Origin of the sequence: Lysinibacillus sp. OF-1, from assembly GCF_028356935.1 — a bacterium.
Classification (GTDB): domain Bacteria; phylum Bacillota; class Bacilli; order Bacillales_A; family Planococcaceae; genus Lysinibacillus; species Lysinibacillus fusiformis_D.
Map to the genome: position 1 here is coordinate 1,762,494 of NZ_CP102798.1, position 14,979 is coordinate 1,777,472.

At 38.1% G+C, this 14,979-nt stretch carries 13 protein-coding genes and 1 pseudogene; 12 read left to right on the forward strand and 2 right to left on the reverse strand.

Annotation, left to right across the window (positions count from 1 at the left end):
* Window positions 1–28: 28 nt before the first annotated feature.
* Window positions 29–910 carry a LysR family transcriptional regulator gene (locus NV349_RS08345; RefSeq protein WP_058844709.1) on the reverse strand — a complete coding sequence of 294 codons (882 nt, stop codon included), beginning with the start codon at window positions 908–910 and terminating at the stop codon, window positions 29–31.
* Window positions 911–1,193: 283 nt separating this feature from the next.
* On the opposite strand from NV349_RS08345, the gene NV349_RS08350 reads away from it, so the two are divergent.
* Together NV349_RS08350 and brnQ are read left to right on the forward strand one after the other, a co-directional pair.
* Window positions 1,194–1,946: an alpha/beta hydrolase gene (locus tag NV349_RS08350; RefSeq protein ID WP_036129148.1), complete on the forward strand. Its 753-nt coding sequence runs from the start codon at window positions 1,194–1,196 to the stop codon at window positions 1,944–1,946.
* Between the two features lie 185 nt (window positions 1,947–2,131).
* Window positions 2,132–3,472 carry a branched-chain amino acid transport system II carrier protein gene (gene brnQ / locus NV349_RS08355; RefSeq protein ID WP_058844710.1) on the forward strand — a complete coding sequence of 447 codons (1,341 nt, stop codon included), beginning with the start codon at window positions 2,132–2,134 and terminating at the stop codon, window positions 3,470–3,472.
* Window positions 3,473–3,521: 49 nt separating this feature from the next.
* Here the strand turns inward: brnQ and NV349_RS08360 are convergent, their stop codons facing one another.
* Window positions 3,522–4,280 (reverse strand): SDR family oxidoreductase, encoded by a 759-nt coding sequence (locus NV349_RS08360; RefSeq protein ID WP_089932493.1) that lies wholly within the window; start codon window positions 4,278–4,280, stop codon window positions 3,522–3,524.
* Window positions 4,281–4,433: 153 nt separating this feature from the next.
* Here NV349_RS08360 and NV349_RS08365 point away from each other — a divergent pair, with 153 nt between their 5' ends.
* The 10 genes and pseudogenes from NV349_RS08365 (at window position 4,434) to NV349_RS08410 (ending at window position 14,971) form a co-directional block, all read left to right on the forward strand.
* Window positions 4,434–5,015, forward strand: a complete 582-nt coding sequence (locus NV349_RS08365; RefSeq protein ID WP_036129161.1) for a TetR/AcrR family transcriptional regulator — start codon at window positions 4,434–4,436, stop codon at window positions 5,013–5,015.
* Between the two features lie 511 nt (window positions 5,016–5,526).
* Entirely contained in the window at window positions 5,527–5,841 is a 315-nt protein-coding gene (locus tag NV349_RS08370) for a PadR family transcriptional regulator (RefSeq protein WP_089932492.1), read from the forward strand.
* A 1-nt stretch (window position 5,842) separates the two neighbouring features.
* Window positions 5,843–6,379: a DUF2812 domain-containing protein gene (locus NV349_RS08375; protein WP_271912951.1), complete on the forward strand. Its 537-nt coding sequence runs from the start codon at window positions 5,843–5,845 to the stop codon at window positions 6,377–6,379.
* Window positions 6,380–6,455: 76 nt separating this feature from the next.
* Complete coding sequence (locus NV349_RS08380) at window positions 6,456–6,986, forward strand: DUF2812 domain-containing protein (RefSeq protein WP_271912953.1); 531 nt, start codon at window positions 6,456–6,458, stop codon at window positions 6,984–6,986.
* A 13-nt stretch (window positions 6,987–6,999) separates the two neighbouring features.
* Window positions 7,000–7,798: pseudogene (locus tag NV349_RS08385) on the forward strand (ABC transporter ATP-binding protein).
* Window positions 7,782–9,026 (forward strand): ABC transporter permease, encoded by a 1,245-nt coding sequence (locus tag NV349_RS08390; protein WP_080717166.1) that lies wholly within the window; start codon window positions 7,782–7,784, stop codon window positions 9,024–9,026. The pseudogene NV349_RS08385 and the gene NV349_RS08390 overlap by 17 nt, the downstream one beginning before the upstream one ends.
* Window positions 9,027–9,496: 470 nt before the next feature.
* On the forward strand, window positions 9,497–10,666 hold the full coding sequence (locus NV349_RS08395) for a toxic anion resistance protein (protein WP_058844715.1): 1,170 nt from the start codon (window positions 9,497–9,499) through the stop codon (window positions 10,664–10,666).
* A gap of 232 nt (window positions 10,667–10,898) precedes the next feature.
* Window positions 10,899–11,435, forward strand: a complete 537-nt coding sequence (locus NV349_RS08400; protein ID WP_036129188.1) for a hypothetical protein — start codon at window positions 10,899–10,901, stop codon at window positions 11,433–11,435.
* Between the two features lie 135 nt (window positions 11,436–11,570).
* Window positions 11,571–12,479 carry an EamA family transporter RarD gene (gene rarD, locus NV349_RS08405; RefSeq protein ID WP_036129191.1) on the forward strand — a complete coding sequence of 303 codons (909 nt, stop codon included), beginning with the start codon at window positions 11,571–11,573 and terminating at the stop codon, window positions 12,477–12,479.
* A gap of 590 nt (window positions 12,480–13,069) precedes the next feature.
* Entirely contained in the window at window positions 13,070–14,971 is a 1,902-nt protein-coding gene (locus NV349_RS08410; protein WP_271912960.1) for an endonuclease MutS2, read from the forward strand.
* Window positions 14,972–14,979: the final 8 nt, after the last annotated feature.

Genomic DNA, 14,979 nt, shown 5'->3' on the forward strand with positions numbered 1-14,979 from the left:
CGAGGTGATGTTGTTACTCGCTCTTTTTCTATTTTTTTTCATAAAAATCGAAGACAAACTGTTTAAATTGGCGTGCAGAGGGGGGAAGATAGCGATTGTCAATCCAAGCCATGCCGATAATTCGTTCACATACCATATCCTCAACATGGATTTTAACGATTTTCTTCGGATTTAAATCCTCATCATCTGGAAGTAAGGAAACGCCCAGCCCCGCACCTACAAAACCAGCAATGGTCGATACTTCGTCCCCTTCATAAGAAATTTTAGGCTTTATGCCAGCAGCATTTAACAATCGATCAGCAGAGCGGCGCAGTGCATAGCCCTTTTTCATGAGCACAAAGTTTTCATGCTCCAGCTCTTTCATTTTAATGCTTTTACGATGTGCAAGCGGATGATCAATCGGTACCATAATAAAAAGCTCATCTCGCCATAATTCCTTCCAACATACTGGCGGCTCTGTATCAATGGCTGCCAATAAGCAAAGATCTAATTCACCAGCCAATAATTGTTTTAATTGTGAGTGAGAGTAGTTTTGCGTGAAATGAAAACGAATATGGGGGTGTTTCTGACGAAAAGCACGAATCAAGTCTGGTACGATACTCGTTCCAAGCGTATGTAAAAAACCGAGTGATACATCGCCGAGCTCTGGATTATTAAGCTCTTGTAATTCTAAAACAGCCTTTTCATATTCTTTGCGCATTCGCAGTACACGATATAAAAACAGTTCACCATATCGGTTAAGCATAATTGAGCGCCCTTGTCTGTCGAAAAGCGGTACACCTAATTCTTCTTCCAGCTTTGAAATAGAACGACTAAGTGCTGGTTGTGAAATCGCTAATGTTTCAGCAGCTCGTGTCATATGCTCTAACTTTGCCACGGTTACAAAATATTCTAATTGTTGCCACTCCATTTTTTCACCTCTTTTCTCGTTATTTTTAAGTTATCTGCATTATAACGGGAAACAGAGTGGAAGTATAGGTTGCAAATTATTTTTAAAAGGACGTTGCATTTTATTAGCAGAATGGAAAAGTTAAGTAGCAAAAGTGTGATAGCACAGCGGTTAAGTTGACATCATTCATGCATGGTACACATTGATTTGATAAAAACTATAAATTATACATTATGAATAAAGGGTGGTAAGATAGACACATAAAATACACAATTATAAATTTCCGTGAAGGGGATATCATAAAATGAAGTTAACTAAGCCACAACCTCTAACTATTGAGGGAGGCAAAAAAGCCGTACTATTACTGCATGGATTCACAGGTAGCACAAAAGATGTGAAAAAACTAGGAGAATTTTTATCTCAACGAGGTTATACCGTTCATGCACCAATTTATAGTGGGCATGGTGTAGAACCAGAAGCATTATTAGAAACAAAACCAGAGGACTGGTGGAACGATGTAGTGGAAGGTTATAACTTCCTCCAAGAGAATGGCTATGAAGAAATCGCTGTTGTTGGGATTTCACTTGGTGGCGTCTTCTCATTAAAAGTAGCAGAGACGTTTCCAGTGAAAGCGTGTGTAGCGATGTGTGCACCAATTACACGTGATAATTCAAAAGGCTTATTTACACGTTTGTACCATTATGCTCGTTTATATAAACACTTTGAAAATAAATCAAAAGATCAAATCATTTCAGAATTACATGAATTACGCATTACACCAAAGGATTCTTTGGATGGCGTAACACGTTTAACAACTGAAACTCGTGAGGAATTATCAACGATCAAAGCACCTACACTTGTGTTACAAGGTTCACTAGATGATGACCTATACCAAGAAAGCGCACCTTTCATTTTAAATACAGTAGAAACAGATGACAAAGAAATCATTTGGTATGAAAATTCTGGTCACATTATTACATTAGATAAAGAACGTGATAAAGTGTATGAAGATGTTTATAAATTTTTAGATCATATTGAATGGTCAGTTGCAAACTAAGGAGGGGCTGTCAGCAGGCAGCTCTTTTTTTGTTCAATCAACTGAACTTTGTAGCATTCATCTAGATAAACGAAAAAACTATTGTAATTATAATAAATGCTTGATAACATGATGAAATTATAGTGAAAAATCATTCGATTAAAATAATTTGCTATGGTCTAAAACTTCTAAGGAGCACATCAATTATGCAACAAAAAATACCTTTTTCAACCTATGCAGTCATCGGAACAATGTTATTTGGACTGTATTTTGGAGCAGGGAACCTCATTTTTCCTATTCAAATGGGCCAATTTGCTGGAACTAATTTTTGGTTTGGGTTAATCGGATTTTTAGTTACTGCCATCGGGCTACCATTCCTCGGAATTTTAGCGATTGGTTTATCAGGTAGTAATGGTTTACGTGATTTAGCGAACCGTGTTCATCCTATATTTGGCATTGTTTTTTCATTGGCACTGTATTTAACAATCGGTCCGTTTTTTGCCATTCCACGTACAGCAACCGTACCATTTGTTGTAGGCTTTGAGCCATACATTCAACCACAACATGCAACGCTGCTACTAGCAGTATTTAGCTTTGTATTTTTTGCCGTTGTCTATTATTTCTCTTTAAATCCAGCAAAAATTATGGATTACATCGGTAAATATTTAACGCCTGCTTTTTTAGTCGTCTTATTTATTATAATTATCACAAGCATCATCAAACCAATGGGTGATTTCCAGCAGCCAGTCGGTGATTATTTGGATGCTGCTTTTATGACGGGCTTTAAAGAGGGTTATAATACGATGGATGCCCTAGCATCGCTGGCATTCGGGATTGTTGTCATCAATGCTATTAAAAGTGCAGGAATTACAGATCGCAAGGAAATAGCCAAGGCTACATGGACATCGGGTATTTTTGCGATGGCTTTAATGACACTTATTTACGGCTTAATTACGTATATGGGAGCTTCTAGTATTGATGCTGTTGGTACTTTTGACAATGGTGGTTTAATTTTTGCCGCAGTAGCAGATCACTATTTTGGCTCTTTTGGGGCCATTTTATTGGCGCTTATTATTGTCCTTGCTTGTTTAAAGACAAGTATAGGGTTAATTACGTCCTGTAGTGAATTTTTCCACGAAGTGTTTCCAAAAATCAGCTATAAATGGTTTGTGTTTTTACTTTGTCTTGTGTCCTTTACGATTGCAAACTTCGGCTTAAACAATATCATCCAATTTGCGATCCCTGTTTTAATGTTCTTATATCCACTAGCCATTGTATTAATTTTGCTTGCTCTTTGCTCATCCTTCTTTAAGAATAAGCAAACAGTTTATGCCATTGCGATGATTTTTACATTTTTCATCAGTTTAATTGATGGCTATAAAGCCTTGGTGGAAAGTGTGCCAGGAGCGAACTTAGGCGTTTTGGACGCAGTGGAGAAGCTGTATTCAACGATCCTTCCTTTTTATGACATCGGATTAGGTTGGATACTACCAGCTCTTGTAGGAGCAGTGATTGGGAGCTTGTTCCCGTCTAGAAAAGTCATATAAATGAATAACCACGCACAGACATGATTCACTGTGCGTGGTTTTTTATGGCTTAATAAGCTGTCCAGCCACCATCCACCGCAATCACTTGTCCATTCACAAAGCTTGCTTCGTCTGAACCAAGGAAAATAGCTAATTGTGCGATTTCTTCTGGTTGACCAGCACGAGGATTAATCGATAGTCCAAGTGATTGGCGTGCAGCACCCGTTTCACTCATACTAGTCATAGAAGAGGCGATATTAGTCATAACTGCTCCTGGTGCAATCCCATTACAACGAATATTTTTATCAGCATACATAAACGCTGTATTTTTTGTTAAACCGACAACGGCATGCTTCGAAGCTGTATAGGCTGCCCCTGCGCGTGCCCCGTATAAGCCACCAGCAGAAATATTATTCACAAAGACACCATGCCCTTGCGCAAGGAAAATTTCTGTAGCCATACGCATAGAGCGCATAACGGCTGTAGTATTCACGGCGAATACTCGATCCCAACGTTCATCAGAAATTTCACCAACTGGCTCCATCCCATCCATAATGCCCGCATTGTTCACTAAAATATCTAATTGACCGTAGTTCGTGTTCGTTTCGTCAAATAAACGTTGTAAGTCTTCTGTTGATGCGACATTTGTTTGAATGGCAAATGCTGTACCCCCAGCTGCTTGAATACCGTCCACAACTGCTTGGGCACCCTCTAAATTTAAGTCTGAAACGACAACCTTAGCGCCCTCTTTTGCATATCCTTCAGCAATGGCTTTCCCCATGCCTGAAGCTGCACCTGTCACAATGGCTACTTTACCTTCTAATCTCATCTCAAAGACCTCCTCATGTATGTCGATAGTTATTGAACATCTGTTCATTAAAATCATATAATAAATATGAAAGCGATTTCAATATGCAAATTATCATGATGTGTTGAGTATTCAACACTTTTGGAAAAACTGTTGAATAAGGAGCTGAAAAAATTGCGTACAACCGATTTACGGATTATTAAAACGAAACAAGCCCTGCACAACGCCTTATTGACCTTGCTCAGCCAAAAGCCATTGGAGCAAATATCGATTGCAGAAATTTGTAGAGAGGCGAAGATTAATCGAGGAACATTCTATTTACATTACGAGCAAAAAGAGGGGCTCTTTGAAGAATACTTTCAGGAAATTATGGAGGATTTATATCAATCCTATGAAGAACCCTACCGTGCCGTCCCAACCTTGGACACCCATCAACTCGATCCAACAACCATTCGGATTTTTCATCATATTGAACGCTTTAAAATGTTTTATCGTATCGTATTTTCTAAAAATGTCCCGTTGACCTACTATTACATGCTATTTGACGGGATTTATTCACTGTTAAAGCGAGACATTACTACACACCATGAGCATCAAATAGCGGACCATATTTCGATCGACTATTATAGTGCCTATCAAGCAAACGCCATCATCGGACTCATCATCCAATGGTATCGCGGAGATTTTAGCGACAGTGTAACAGTTCTAAACCAGCAACTAGCTTCGATTTTAAAAAATGTCCGGAGTGAAGGGTAGAGAGACAAGCGTAGGATAGAACCCGAAAAGCGGTGGATAGAACGCTAAAAGCGAAGGATAGCCTGTTAAAAGTGGAGGATAGGAAAGGAAAAGCGGTGGATAGAATGCTAAATAATGAAGGATAGAGAGAGAAGTGTAGGATGAAACCGGAAAAGCAGAGGATACTCCGCTCAAAACGAAGGATTTGCTTATCTCTTTCAAAGTGATAAAGCGATGGGCTACTAGCAACGTAGCCCATCGCTTATTTGAATTATGGAATTGGAGCAGGTTTCAGAGCGACAACGATTGTCACAAGGATGATGAGCTGTATAGCCCTTTTCACTTATCAATTGTAGAGCAGCTTCGATAATTCGTTGTGCAGTTCCTTTCGTGCAAGTAATTACTTACATGCTAACGAAGTATATTTTTATTGCAACATAATGGAAGAGCATTGACAACTATATCGACTGCTGATATATTTTAATTGTATCGACTGACGATATATTGATGGGCGATATAAGGGGGGATTTAGATGACACAGGAACATCCGCCATTAACAGAGGGCGTTTATTATATTTTATTAGCATTATACGAGGTTAGGCATGGCTATGGCATTATGCAATTAGTGGAGGAAATGAGCAATGGGCGAGTGCGTTTAGGCGCAGGTACCATTTATGGTGCGATTAAAACATTGCTAGAACGAGGCTGGATAGAGGCGCTTGATGAAGATGGGCGAAAGAAAGAATATATCATTACCGCTACTGGAAAAACGGTCATTGAATATGAAATTTTGAGATTAAGGGAACTTTTTGACAATGGTATCCGTATAACGAAAGGAGTTGAATAATATGCATAAATATCGCTTGATGATTAATCCCTATGCAATAGAGAAGTGGGTTAATGACATGGCTTGTCAGGGCTGGCATTTAAAAAAATTCACATGGATTCGGTTTACGTTTGAACGAGGAGAACCAGGTCGCTATATTTATCGCCACGATGAATTGGAGCGATTTGGCAGTCACTATGAAGAGGACTACCTGGAATTTCTTCAATCCTCTGGCATTGAACAGGTTGATCGCTCTGGCAATTTTGTGTTTTTTAGAAAAGTAGCACAGGAAGGTCCATTTGAGCTCTATACAGATAAAAAAACCAAAATTGGCAACTTGTCAAAAAAGATGACACTGTTATTTTCCCTTATTCTACTAAATTTGTTCATTGGTATCATCGGTTTAATGGGCGATTTTTCGGAGCAAACGACTGACTGGGTTGGTTTCACATTGAATACGTTGAATCTAGTTGTTGTCGTATTATTCTCTCTCCCACTCTATAAGCTTATGCGTGTACGTAATCGATTAAAGAAAGAATTAAATGTATTTTCAGATTAACAAGCGAGCATTATTTTCCGGGAAATCAGAAAATAATGAAAATTTAAGCATGACTTCATAGTAGAGGTGATATTAGATGAAAAAAAGGATGTATCGTTTTTTTATGGATTACGAAAAGGAAGAACGATGGGTCAATGATATGGCGGATCGGGGGTGGAATCTAAAAAAAACAGTGGCAGGTTACTTTGTATTTGAAAAAGGCACACCAGAACTATATATTTATCGAAATGAATTTGTGAATAGAAAATCAAAGGATTATTTTGAGTTTCTAGACGCGATGAATATTGAGTGTGTGTCCAAATTTGGTGGATGGGCCTATTATCGAAAACTAAAATCAGAGGGACCCTTTGAAATATTTACAGATATCACTTCCAAATTTAACTATATAAAATCAATGAATCGCTTTTTTATACTCGTGTTACTGTTAAATTTAATGACTGGTATTTATAATATAGCGCTAGGTTTATGGGAATCTGCTGCAGGACTAGTGAATACTAGTGTAGGATGCATGAGCTTGATCGTAGCCTTACTGCTGGTCATTCCTATTGTGAAAAATGAAAACCGCAAAAAGGGCTTAAAACAAGACTTACATATATTTGAAGGATAAGGAGGATGACAACATGACATTACAGTTACAGCGTGTTACAAAGAAGTACAAGGATTTTACAGCTGTGGATGATTTGAATTTTACCATTGAAAAAGGTGAAATTTTTGGTCTGATTGGACAAAACGGTGCAGGGAAGACAACGACATTCCGAATGATTTTAGATTTACAGGAAACGACGGCGGGTACAATTACTTGGTGAGCTACGTGGTATGAAAAAAGCAGCGCTAAAAAAAGAAATAGATTTTTGGATTCAACGCTTTGAACTGGAAGAAAAACGTAAAGATAAGGCAGAAACATTATCAAAGGGGAACCAGCAAAAGGTTCAGCTCATTGCAAGCTTTATCCATAAACCAGCGTTTTTAATTTTAGATGAACCATTTAGTGGACTAGATCCCGTTAATAAAGATTTACTGAAGGATGCGATTTTACTATTAAAAGAGCAGGGTACGACCATTTTATTCTCCAGTCACCAAATGGATAATGTCGAGGAGCTTTGTGATCATTTGTGCTTATTAAAACGAGGTGTCTCTTTATTTTCTGGAAGCTTACTAGATTTAAAGAAACAATATGGCAAAACAAAGCTTGCAGTTCGTACGGATTGGTCGACGACACAGCTATTGGCACTAGAAGGCGTCAAGGATGTGCGTGTAGAGAAGGAGCAAACGGTTCTTACATTAGCAGACGAAAGCTTTGCCCAAAGTATTTTTGAGCAGCTGTCCAATGGGAAATATATTGAAAAATTCAGCTTGGATTATTTATCGTTAGATGAAATCTTTAAAGACAAGGTAGGTGGCCATGTTGTCGAAGTTTAGTTTACTAATGAAGCAATTATATAAATCTAAAATCAAGTCCAAATCGTTTATCTTAATGACCTGTTTATATGTCCTTGTCATGTCTGTAGCTGTATTCTGGTCAGAAATTAAAGAGCTATTTACGGGTGATGATGAAGCACAGCAAATCGCCATTATTAATGAAACTTCTGCAGATTTAAGTGGAATCTTTGTCTCCAATGGGGATATGGCCTTTATTCAGGATGAACAGGATGTTTCAAAACTTGAAAAAAAAGTAAAGGATGGCAAGCTTGATGCGATTGTGACGATTAACGATCAAGATGGTCAGCTACAAGCAGAAATCGCGACATTCACACCATTGAAATTGAACGATCAATCCACATTGTCATCCTTATTGCAGTATGCTGGTCAGCATTATGCCGTACAGCAATTATCGTTATCACCTGAGCAAGCAGCACAAATTATGGCGGCTCAAACAACGATTTCAACGAAAAACTTAAATGAGGAATCAGCAGGTGGGAAAAGTGAGGAAGAAAAGCAATCAGGGTTAGTTGTTTCCTATGCTGTCGGCATTTTAATCTATTTCTTCATTTCTACATTCCTATCGATGATTACGACTGAAATTGCCTCTGAAAAAGGCTCACGAGCAATGGAAATGCTCCTAGTAAGTGTCAAACCAGCGACACATTTTAAAGCGAAAATTGCTGGTGTATTATTGCTGGCTTTAACACAGATGGGTATTATTGCAGCAGTTTTCCTCATCTATGCGAAATTTATTAAAGGTGGCATGGTATGGGATGCGGCTGCTAGCATCATCAAGGAGTTATCTATTGGCTATGTGATCTATGCTATCGTATTCCTGTTGTTAACGGTCATTCTGTATTTAATCATTGGTGCATTATTTGGTTCATTGGTATCAAAGGTAGAAGAAGCGGGTCAAGTTTTAATGCCAGCGATGATTATTACGATCATTGGCTTCTATGTCATGCTTACAGGCATGGGGAATCCGGATACATTAATCATTAAAATTTTCTCTTATATCCCGTTAACTTCTGGTATGATCATGCCAATGCGAATTGGTGCTACAGATATCGGAGGTATTGTTCCACTATTATCCTTAGGTATTTTAATCGCAACGATTGTTGTCGTGTACCTATTTAGTTTATCGTTCTATAAACGCAGTGTATTGACATATAGCTCTGGCGGTGTCATTCAAAAAATTAAAACGGTATTAAAGGTAACAACATAACACAAGACCAAAAACAGCTACATGGATGATGTAGCTGTTTTTTTGGTCATTAGATGTCATTGCTAGCAAACAATGCAAAGGAATTTACGGAATCAGTCGAATTTTGTATAGAAAGAAGCTATAATTTAAAAAAGGGGTGAGACTATGTTAACTAAATCAGAGGTGGACGCGCTTCTTGCCCTAAAGCCAAAGTGTCGTTTAACAACACCTGAGGAAAAAGCTCAGTTCTTTCAAAAACTTCAACAGCGATGTCCCATCAATAAAGAAATGGAAGACATTCTCCTTCATCGTGCCCAGATAGAGGTTTTTATTCATAATGCTCACCCTAACCAATATAGCTTACAATATAGGCTTCACCAAAATGACTATAATGTAACAAACTCGTATTTTTTCATACTGTAGGAAATGAAACTTTTTTACATGGTAATCGTAAGTAATTTAGTAGAGATAAATTGCAGGGGGTAAAACGTATGTCTGAATTCAACAATGATCTTTTAAAATCCAAGGACCCATTCGCTTCAGAAAATCCTTTATTACAGCCAAATCCACTAGTTCAACAGGCATCTGAGCAAAAGCCGGTACTTGTGTCAGAGCAGGAGTTATCGCAAATTGCACAAAATCAGCTGGTGTTAAAGCAAGATCCTGAGGTTCATGCACTGGCACAAAAAATTGATGTGAAAGATCAAATTGCTATGCTTGAGCTTGGTAAAGAAACAGCAAGTGGCATTTCTACCTTTTCAGATAAAATGCTCGCAACGATGAAAGCCAGTAAGCTGGAAGAGTCGAGTGTGCTATTAAATAATCTTAATAAAATTATGGATAAGTTCGATCCACAAGATTTTGCGGAAGAGAAAAAGGGCGGTTTCATCTCCAAGCTCTTTAATAAAGGGAAAGAGCAATTGGAAAGGTTCTTATCTAAATATGACAGCATGAACAAAGAAGTAGATGTTATTTATCGTGAAATTCAAAAGTATGAAGGTGAAATGAAGCGTAATACCATCGACCTTGAAAATCTGTATGACCAAAATTTAAACTACTTCCAGTCATTAAGTAAATTTGTTGCAGCGATTGAAGTAAAAACAGAAGAGGTTCGCGCATCATTACCTGCACTTGAGCAAAAGGCACAAACAGGTGATCAACTGGCAGCAATGGAATATGAAACAATGCTACGCGCTGTAGAATTATTAGAGCAACGTCGCTATGATTTAGAAATGGCACAGCAAGTATCATTCCAATCAGCACCTCAAATTCGCTTAATGCAGCAGGGGAATAACCATTTAATTGGTAAGATTAACTCTGCCTTTGTAACGACGATTCCCATTTTTAAACAAGGGTTAATTCATGCAGTCACATTGAAACGCCAAAAGCTAATTTCCGATTCGATGGTTGAACTGGACCGTCGTACAAACGAAATGCTTGTTCGCAATGCTGAAAATATTAGTAAAAACAGTGTGAATATTGCACGTCAAGCTGGTAGCCCGAGCATTAAAATCGAAACGATTGAAACAACATGGCAAACGATTATGGCTGGTATTCAAGAAACGAAGCAAATACAAGCAGAAACAGCTAGAAACCGTGAAGAAGGTCGTAAACGAATTGAACGTTTGCAATTGGAATATGAAAAACTGAAAAAAATGTAAGTCTAAAGCTTCCTGCAATCATTTGGCAGGAAGCTTTTTCTATGCCATGTATGACGTGACTCTGTCTCAAATGGAAGTATTACGCCAAGTGAAAATTGTTTTTTGACAAAAAGCAAAATACTGATTATGATAAAATTAAATGAGAATGATTATCAAATGAAAAAGGAAGCGGATAAATGTTACTTCAAGCAATAGGATTACATGAATTGATTCGTGGAGGAGTGAAAAACGAATGCCAAATAAACTAAAGCCCTCTACATTGTCGTATGAGCCTTTTAAAGATGGCACGATTGCTCTCTATACGACAGATAGCTTAATGATCGTTCCGCAAAGCCGCTATTTAGAATTGTTGCATATGGAAGAACTGTACAATACTATGCATACAGATTTAGATAACAAGCAAACAAGTTTAGAACGAGAACGAAAAATGCTAAAAAAACAAAATGCTCAGCTTACAGAGGATTTGCAAAAGGTCAAGCAGCAAAATATGGTGCTACAGAAAAAGGTAACCGAATACAATTGTGTGATAGAGGAGATGAAGGTGCTCCGCCAACAAAATACGGAGCTACTGATTGAATTAAGTAAATATACAGCTATGTCTAGAGAGTCACTGACGGGTCCTTTGAAGTCGATGATTCGAGATATGCGTGAACAAGGGGTTGGAATTAAAGAAATCCATATTCGCATCAAACGCCAGATCAATCCAGATATTAGCTATAGCACCGTGCGAAGATACATTTCCGAGCTAGAATCTGAGCCAAAAGGCTAACAGCTATTGTCAGGCACTTGAAATTTGGCATTTACAGTTGCCGCACAAAGTCCTATAATGGGTCTATTCTTTAACTAGTTTAAGAGTATGTGAAGTCGTTCATCGATTTCAATAAGAGTAGGAGCGTTATTGGCCATGTCAAATGAGAAAAAAGGGGTTTTGGCTGCTATTTTAGCCTATGCCTTTTGGGGAGCATTCCCTTTATATTGGAAACTACTTGAACATGTACCAAGTATGGAAATTTTATTATCCCGTGTCATTTGGTCTTTTGTCTTTACGGTACTGGCTGTCATCGTCTTTCGAATGCGGAAGGATCTTGTTGCAGATTTAAAATATTTATGGTCTCATCAAAAGCATTTTTGGCAGCTTGCGGGTGCATCCTTTGTTATTTCAATGAACTGGTATTTGTATATTTGGGCAGTCACACATAACCATTTAATTGAAACGAGCTTAGGCTATTATATTAATCCGCTCTTGTCTGTTATTTTTGGGGTGATTTTCTTTAAAGAATCGCTAAGTCGTGCACAATGGGTAGCGACGGGAATTGCTTTTATTGCGGTAATTATTTTAACGATTAATTATGGCTCTGTGCCATGGGTAGCATTGTTGATCGCGCTATCTTTCGCTATTTACGGTGTACTGAAAAAGAAAATTACACTGGACCCTACAAGGGGATTAGCGATTGAAACATTATTGATTTTACCGTTTGCATTAGGCTATTACATTTATCTGTTTACAACCCATCAATCCTCATTTTTACATGTCGATGTCAAAACAGACATTTTGATGATCTTCAGTGGGTTAGTCACAGCTGTGCCGCTTATTTTATTTGCGAAGGGCGCACAAAATATTCCTTTATATTTACTAGGCTTTATTCAATATGTGGCGCCAACCATTGTCTTGATTTTAGGCATCGTGCTATACAAAGAGCCGTTTAGTCAAGTAGAGTTCCTCGCATTCAGCATTATTTGGGCGGCTTTACTGCTATTCTCAGGGTCTAAAATCATAGAAACAAGGAAGGCCCATCATAAATCCGTTTCGTAAAAGACTTGTAGAGTTTCTACAGGTCTTTTTTGTGATGGAATTATGACGTCCACGATAACAATAATGGAGAAGTAGAAAAAGAGGTGTTTTAAATTGGAGGAACTTTTCCTTTTCAACCTTTACTTCCATGCTAGCATATAGTAAAATGTCAATAATTAGATAACAATGATAATTTAATGCGAGGTGCATGTTTGTGAGTGCGGTAGGTTCTAACTAGGTAAAAATTGAATGAAATAAAGGCTATGACGACAGGGGATATATGTCATGAACACACCCCTTAATTTGTCATGGATTTATTTCAAAAACCTATGTAGATACCTACAATACTTTATGAAGCGTGGCACACATGCTTGGAACTTCAATTAGATGAGGTTTTATTTGTGATGCTAAAAAACTCGCCTTTTAAAGATGAAGCTGTGGGGAATCCTCACAGCTTTTTTATGTTGCTGTACCCATATGCTTTTGTGCCGAAAGTGAAGCGTCCATTACTTAGAGACGCAATTGCTATGTTTAAAAAACCATCATTGCTATCTAATATTGGGTAGGTATCTTCATGTATGATAAAACATTACAATGAGGAGCATAAACAAATGAATAGTACGACTCTTGATAAATTACAATATGATGAATTAAAAGATATCGTTAAATCCTACTGTGTTAGCGGATTAGGAAAACAACTTTTAGATAAATTAATGCCCAGCTCAAGCTTAAAGGTAGTCAAAACGCGCTTGAATGAAACAACAGAGGCTCGTGCGATTTTAGATGCAGAGGGTCATGTACCCTTTTTAGGGGTATCGAATATAGAGCATTTGATGACGAAGCTTGAAAAGGGCATGATTTTAGATCCAAGTGAGCTAGTCAGTATGTCAGACTTTTTACGAGGCTGTCGTAACATCAAAAAATTCATGCTGGATAAGGAATTTTTTGCACCAGTTCTTTCATCTTATGCCCATTCCATGGCTGAATTTAAAAGCGTTGAAGAAGAAATTAATTTTGCAATCAAAGCCAATCGTGTGGATTCGGCTGCTAGTCGCGAATTAAAGCGTATTCGCCATCATATGGAGACGACAGAGGAAAAAATGAAAGAACGCTTAACGAAATTTTTGAATAACAGTGCCAATAAAACATACATTCAGGAGTTTTTTATTAGTCAAAAAGATGATCGTTATACGATTCCGATAAAGGCTTCTTATAAAAACCATGTACAGGGGACAGTAGTGGAAATTTCCTCAAAAGGGGCAACCGTTTTTATGGAGCCGAGTGTAGTGGCTAAATTAAATGTGGAATTGGCGACCTTAAAAGCCGAGGAAGCGATAGAGGAGTATCAAATTTTAGCAACTTTATCTGGGCTTTTAATGGAACATCTACAAGCCATCCATATTAACATGGAGTTAATTAGCCAGTATGATATGGTCTTTGCCAAGGCAAAGTTCAGTAGACAAATTGGTGGTATGGAGCCACGTATTAATGATTATGGCTTTATCCAATTAATCAATGGCAAGCATCCTTTACTACCAGGAAATGCAGTACCTCTACAGTTTTCTATCGCGAGGGACTACCGTAGCTTAATTATCACAGGACCAAATGCTGGAGGGAAAACGGTCGTGTTGAAAACAATTGGTCTCTTAACATTAGCTACGATGTCAGGCTTTCATATCGTGGCGGATAAAGGAACTGAAATGGCGATATTTGATCATATCTTTGTTGATATTGGCGACAATCAAAGTATAGAAAATGCCTTAAGTACGTTTTCGTCCCATATGAAAAATCTGTCCGACATTATGAGCGCAGCAAATAATCATACACTTTTACTGTTCGATGAAATAGGCAGTGGAACAGAACCAAATGAAGGAGCTGCACTGGCAATTGCAATGCTAGAGGAATTTTACCAGATGGGCTGTATCACCGTAGCGACAACACATTATGGCGAAATTAAACGATTTTCAGAGATGCATCCTGATTTTATGAATGCGGCAATGCGCTTTAATAGTGAAACACTAGAGCCTTTGTATCAATTACTAATTGGCACGTCTGGAGAGAGTAATGCCCTATGGATTTCTAAAAAAATGAATGTCCGTGAAACGGTTTTACAAAGGGCAAAGGATTATTTGAATAATAAGGATTATCAGCTAACGCTTGTTCAAGACAGCAAAATTCGTAAGCCACAAGCAGAGAAAACGAGCATGGGGGCGACGTATGCCTTTGCCAAAGGCGACCGTGTAAAATTATTGGATTATGATGATGTAGGCATTGTCTACGAAGAAATGAATCCATACAATAATGTCAGCGTATTCTATAAGAGGCAAATGCTAGAGGTGCATGTCAAACGACTTACCTTGGAATTACCAGCAGAGGAGCTATATCCTGAGGGGTATGATCTCGAGACATTATTTGTAGACTATCATGAACGCAAGCTTCAGCATGATATCCAACGAGGCTCCAAAAAGGCGTTGCGTAAAATCCATAAACAAATGAAGAACGATCGTCAGTAGTAAAAATA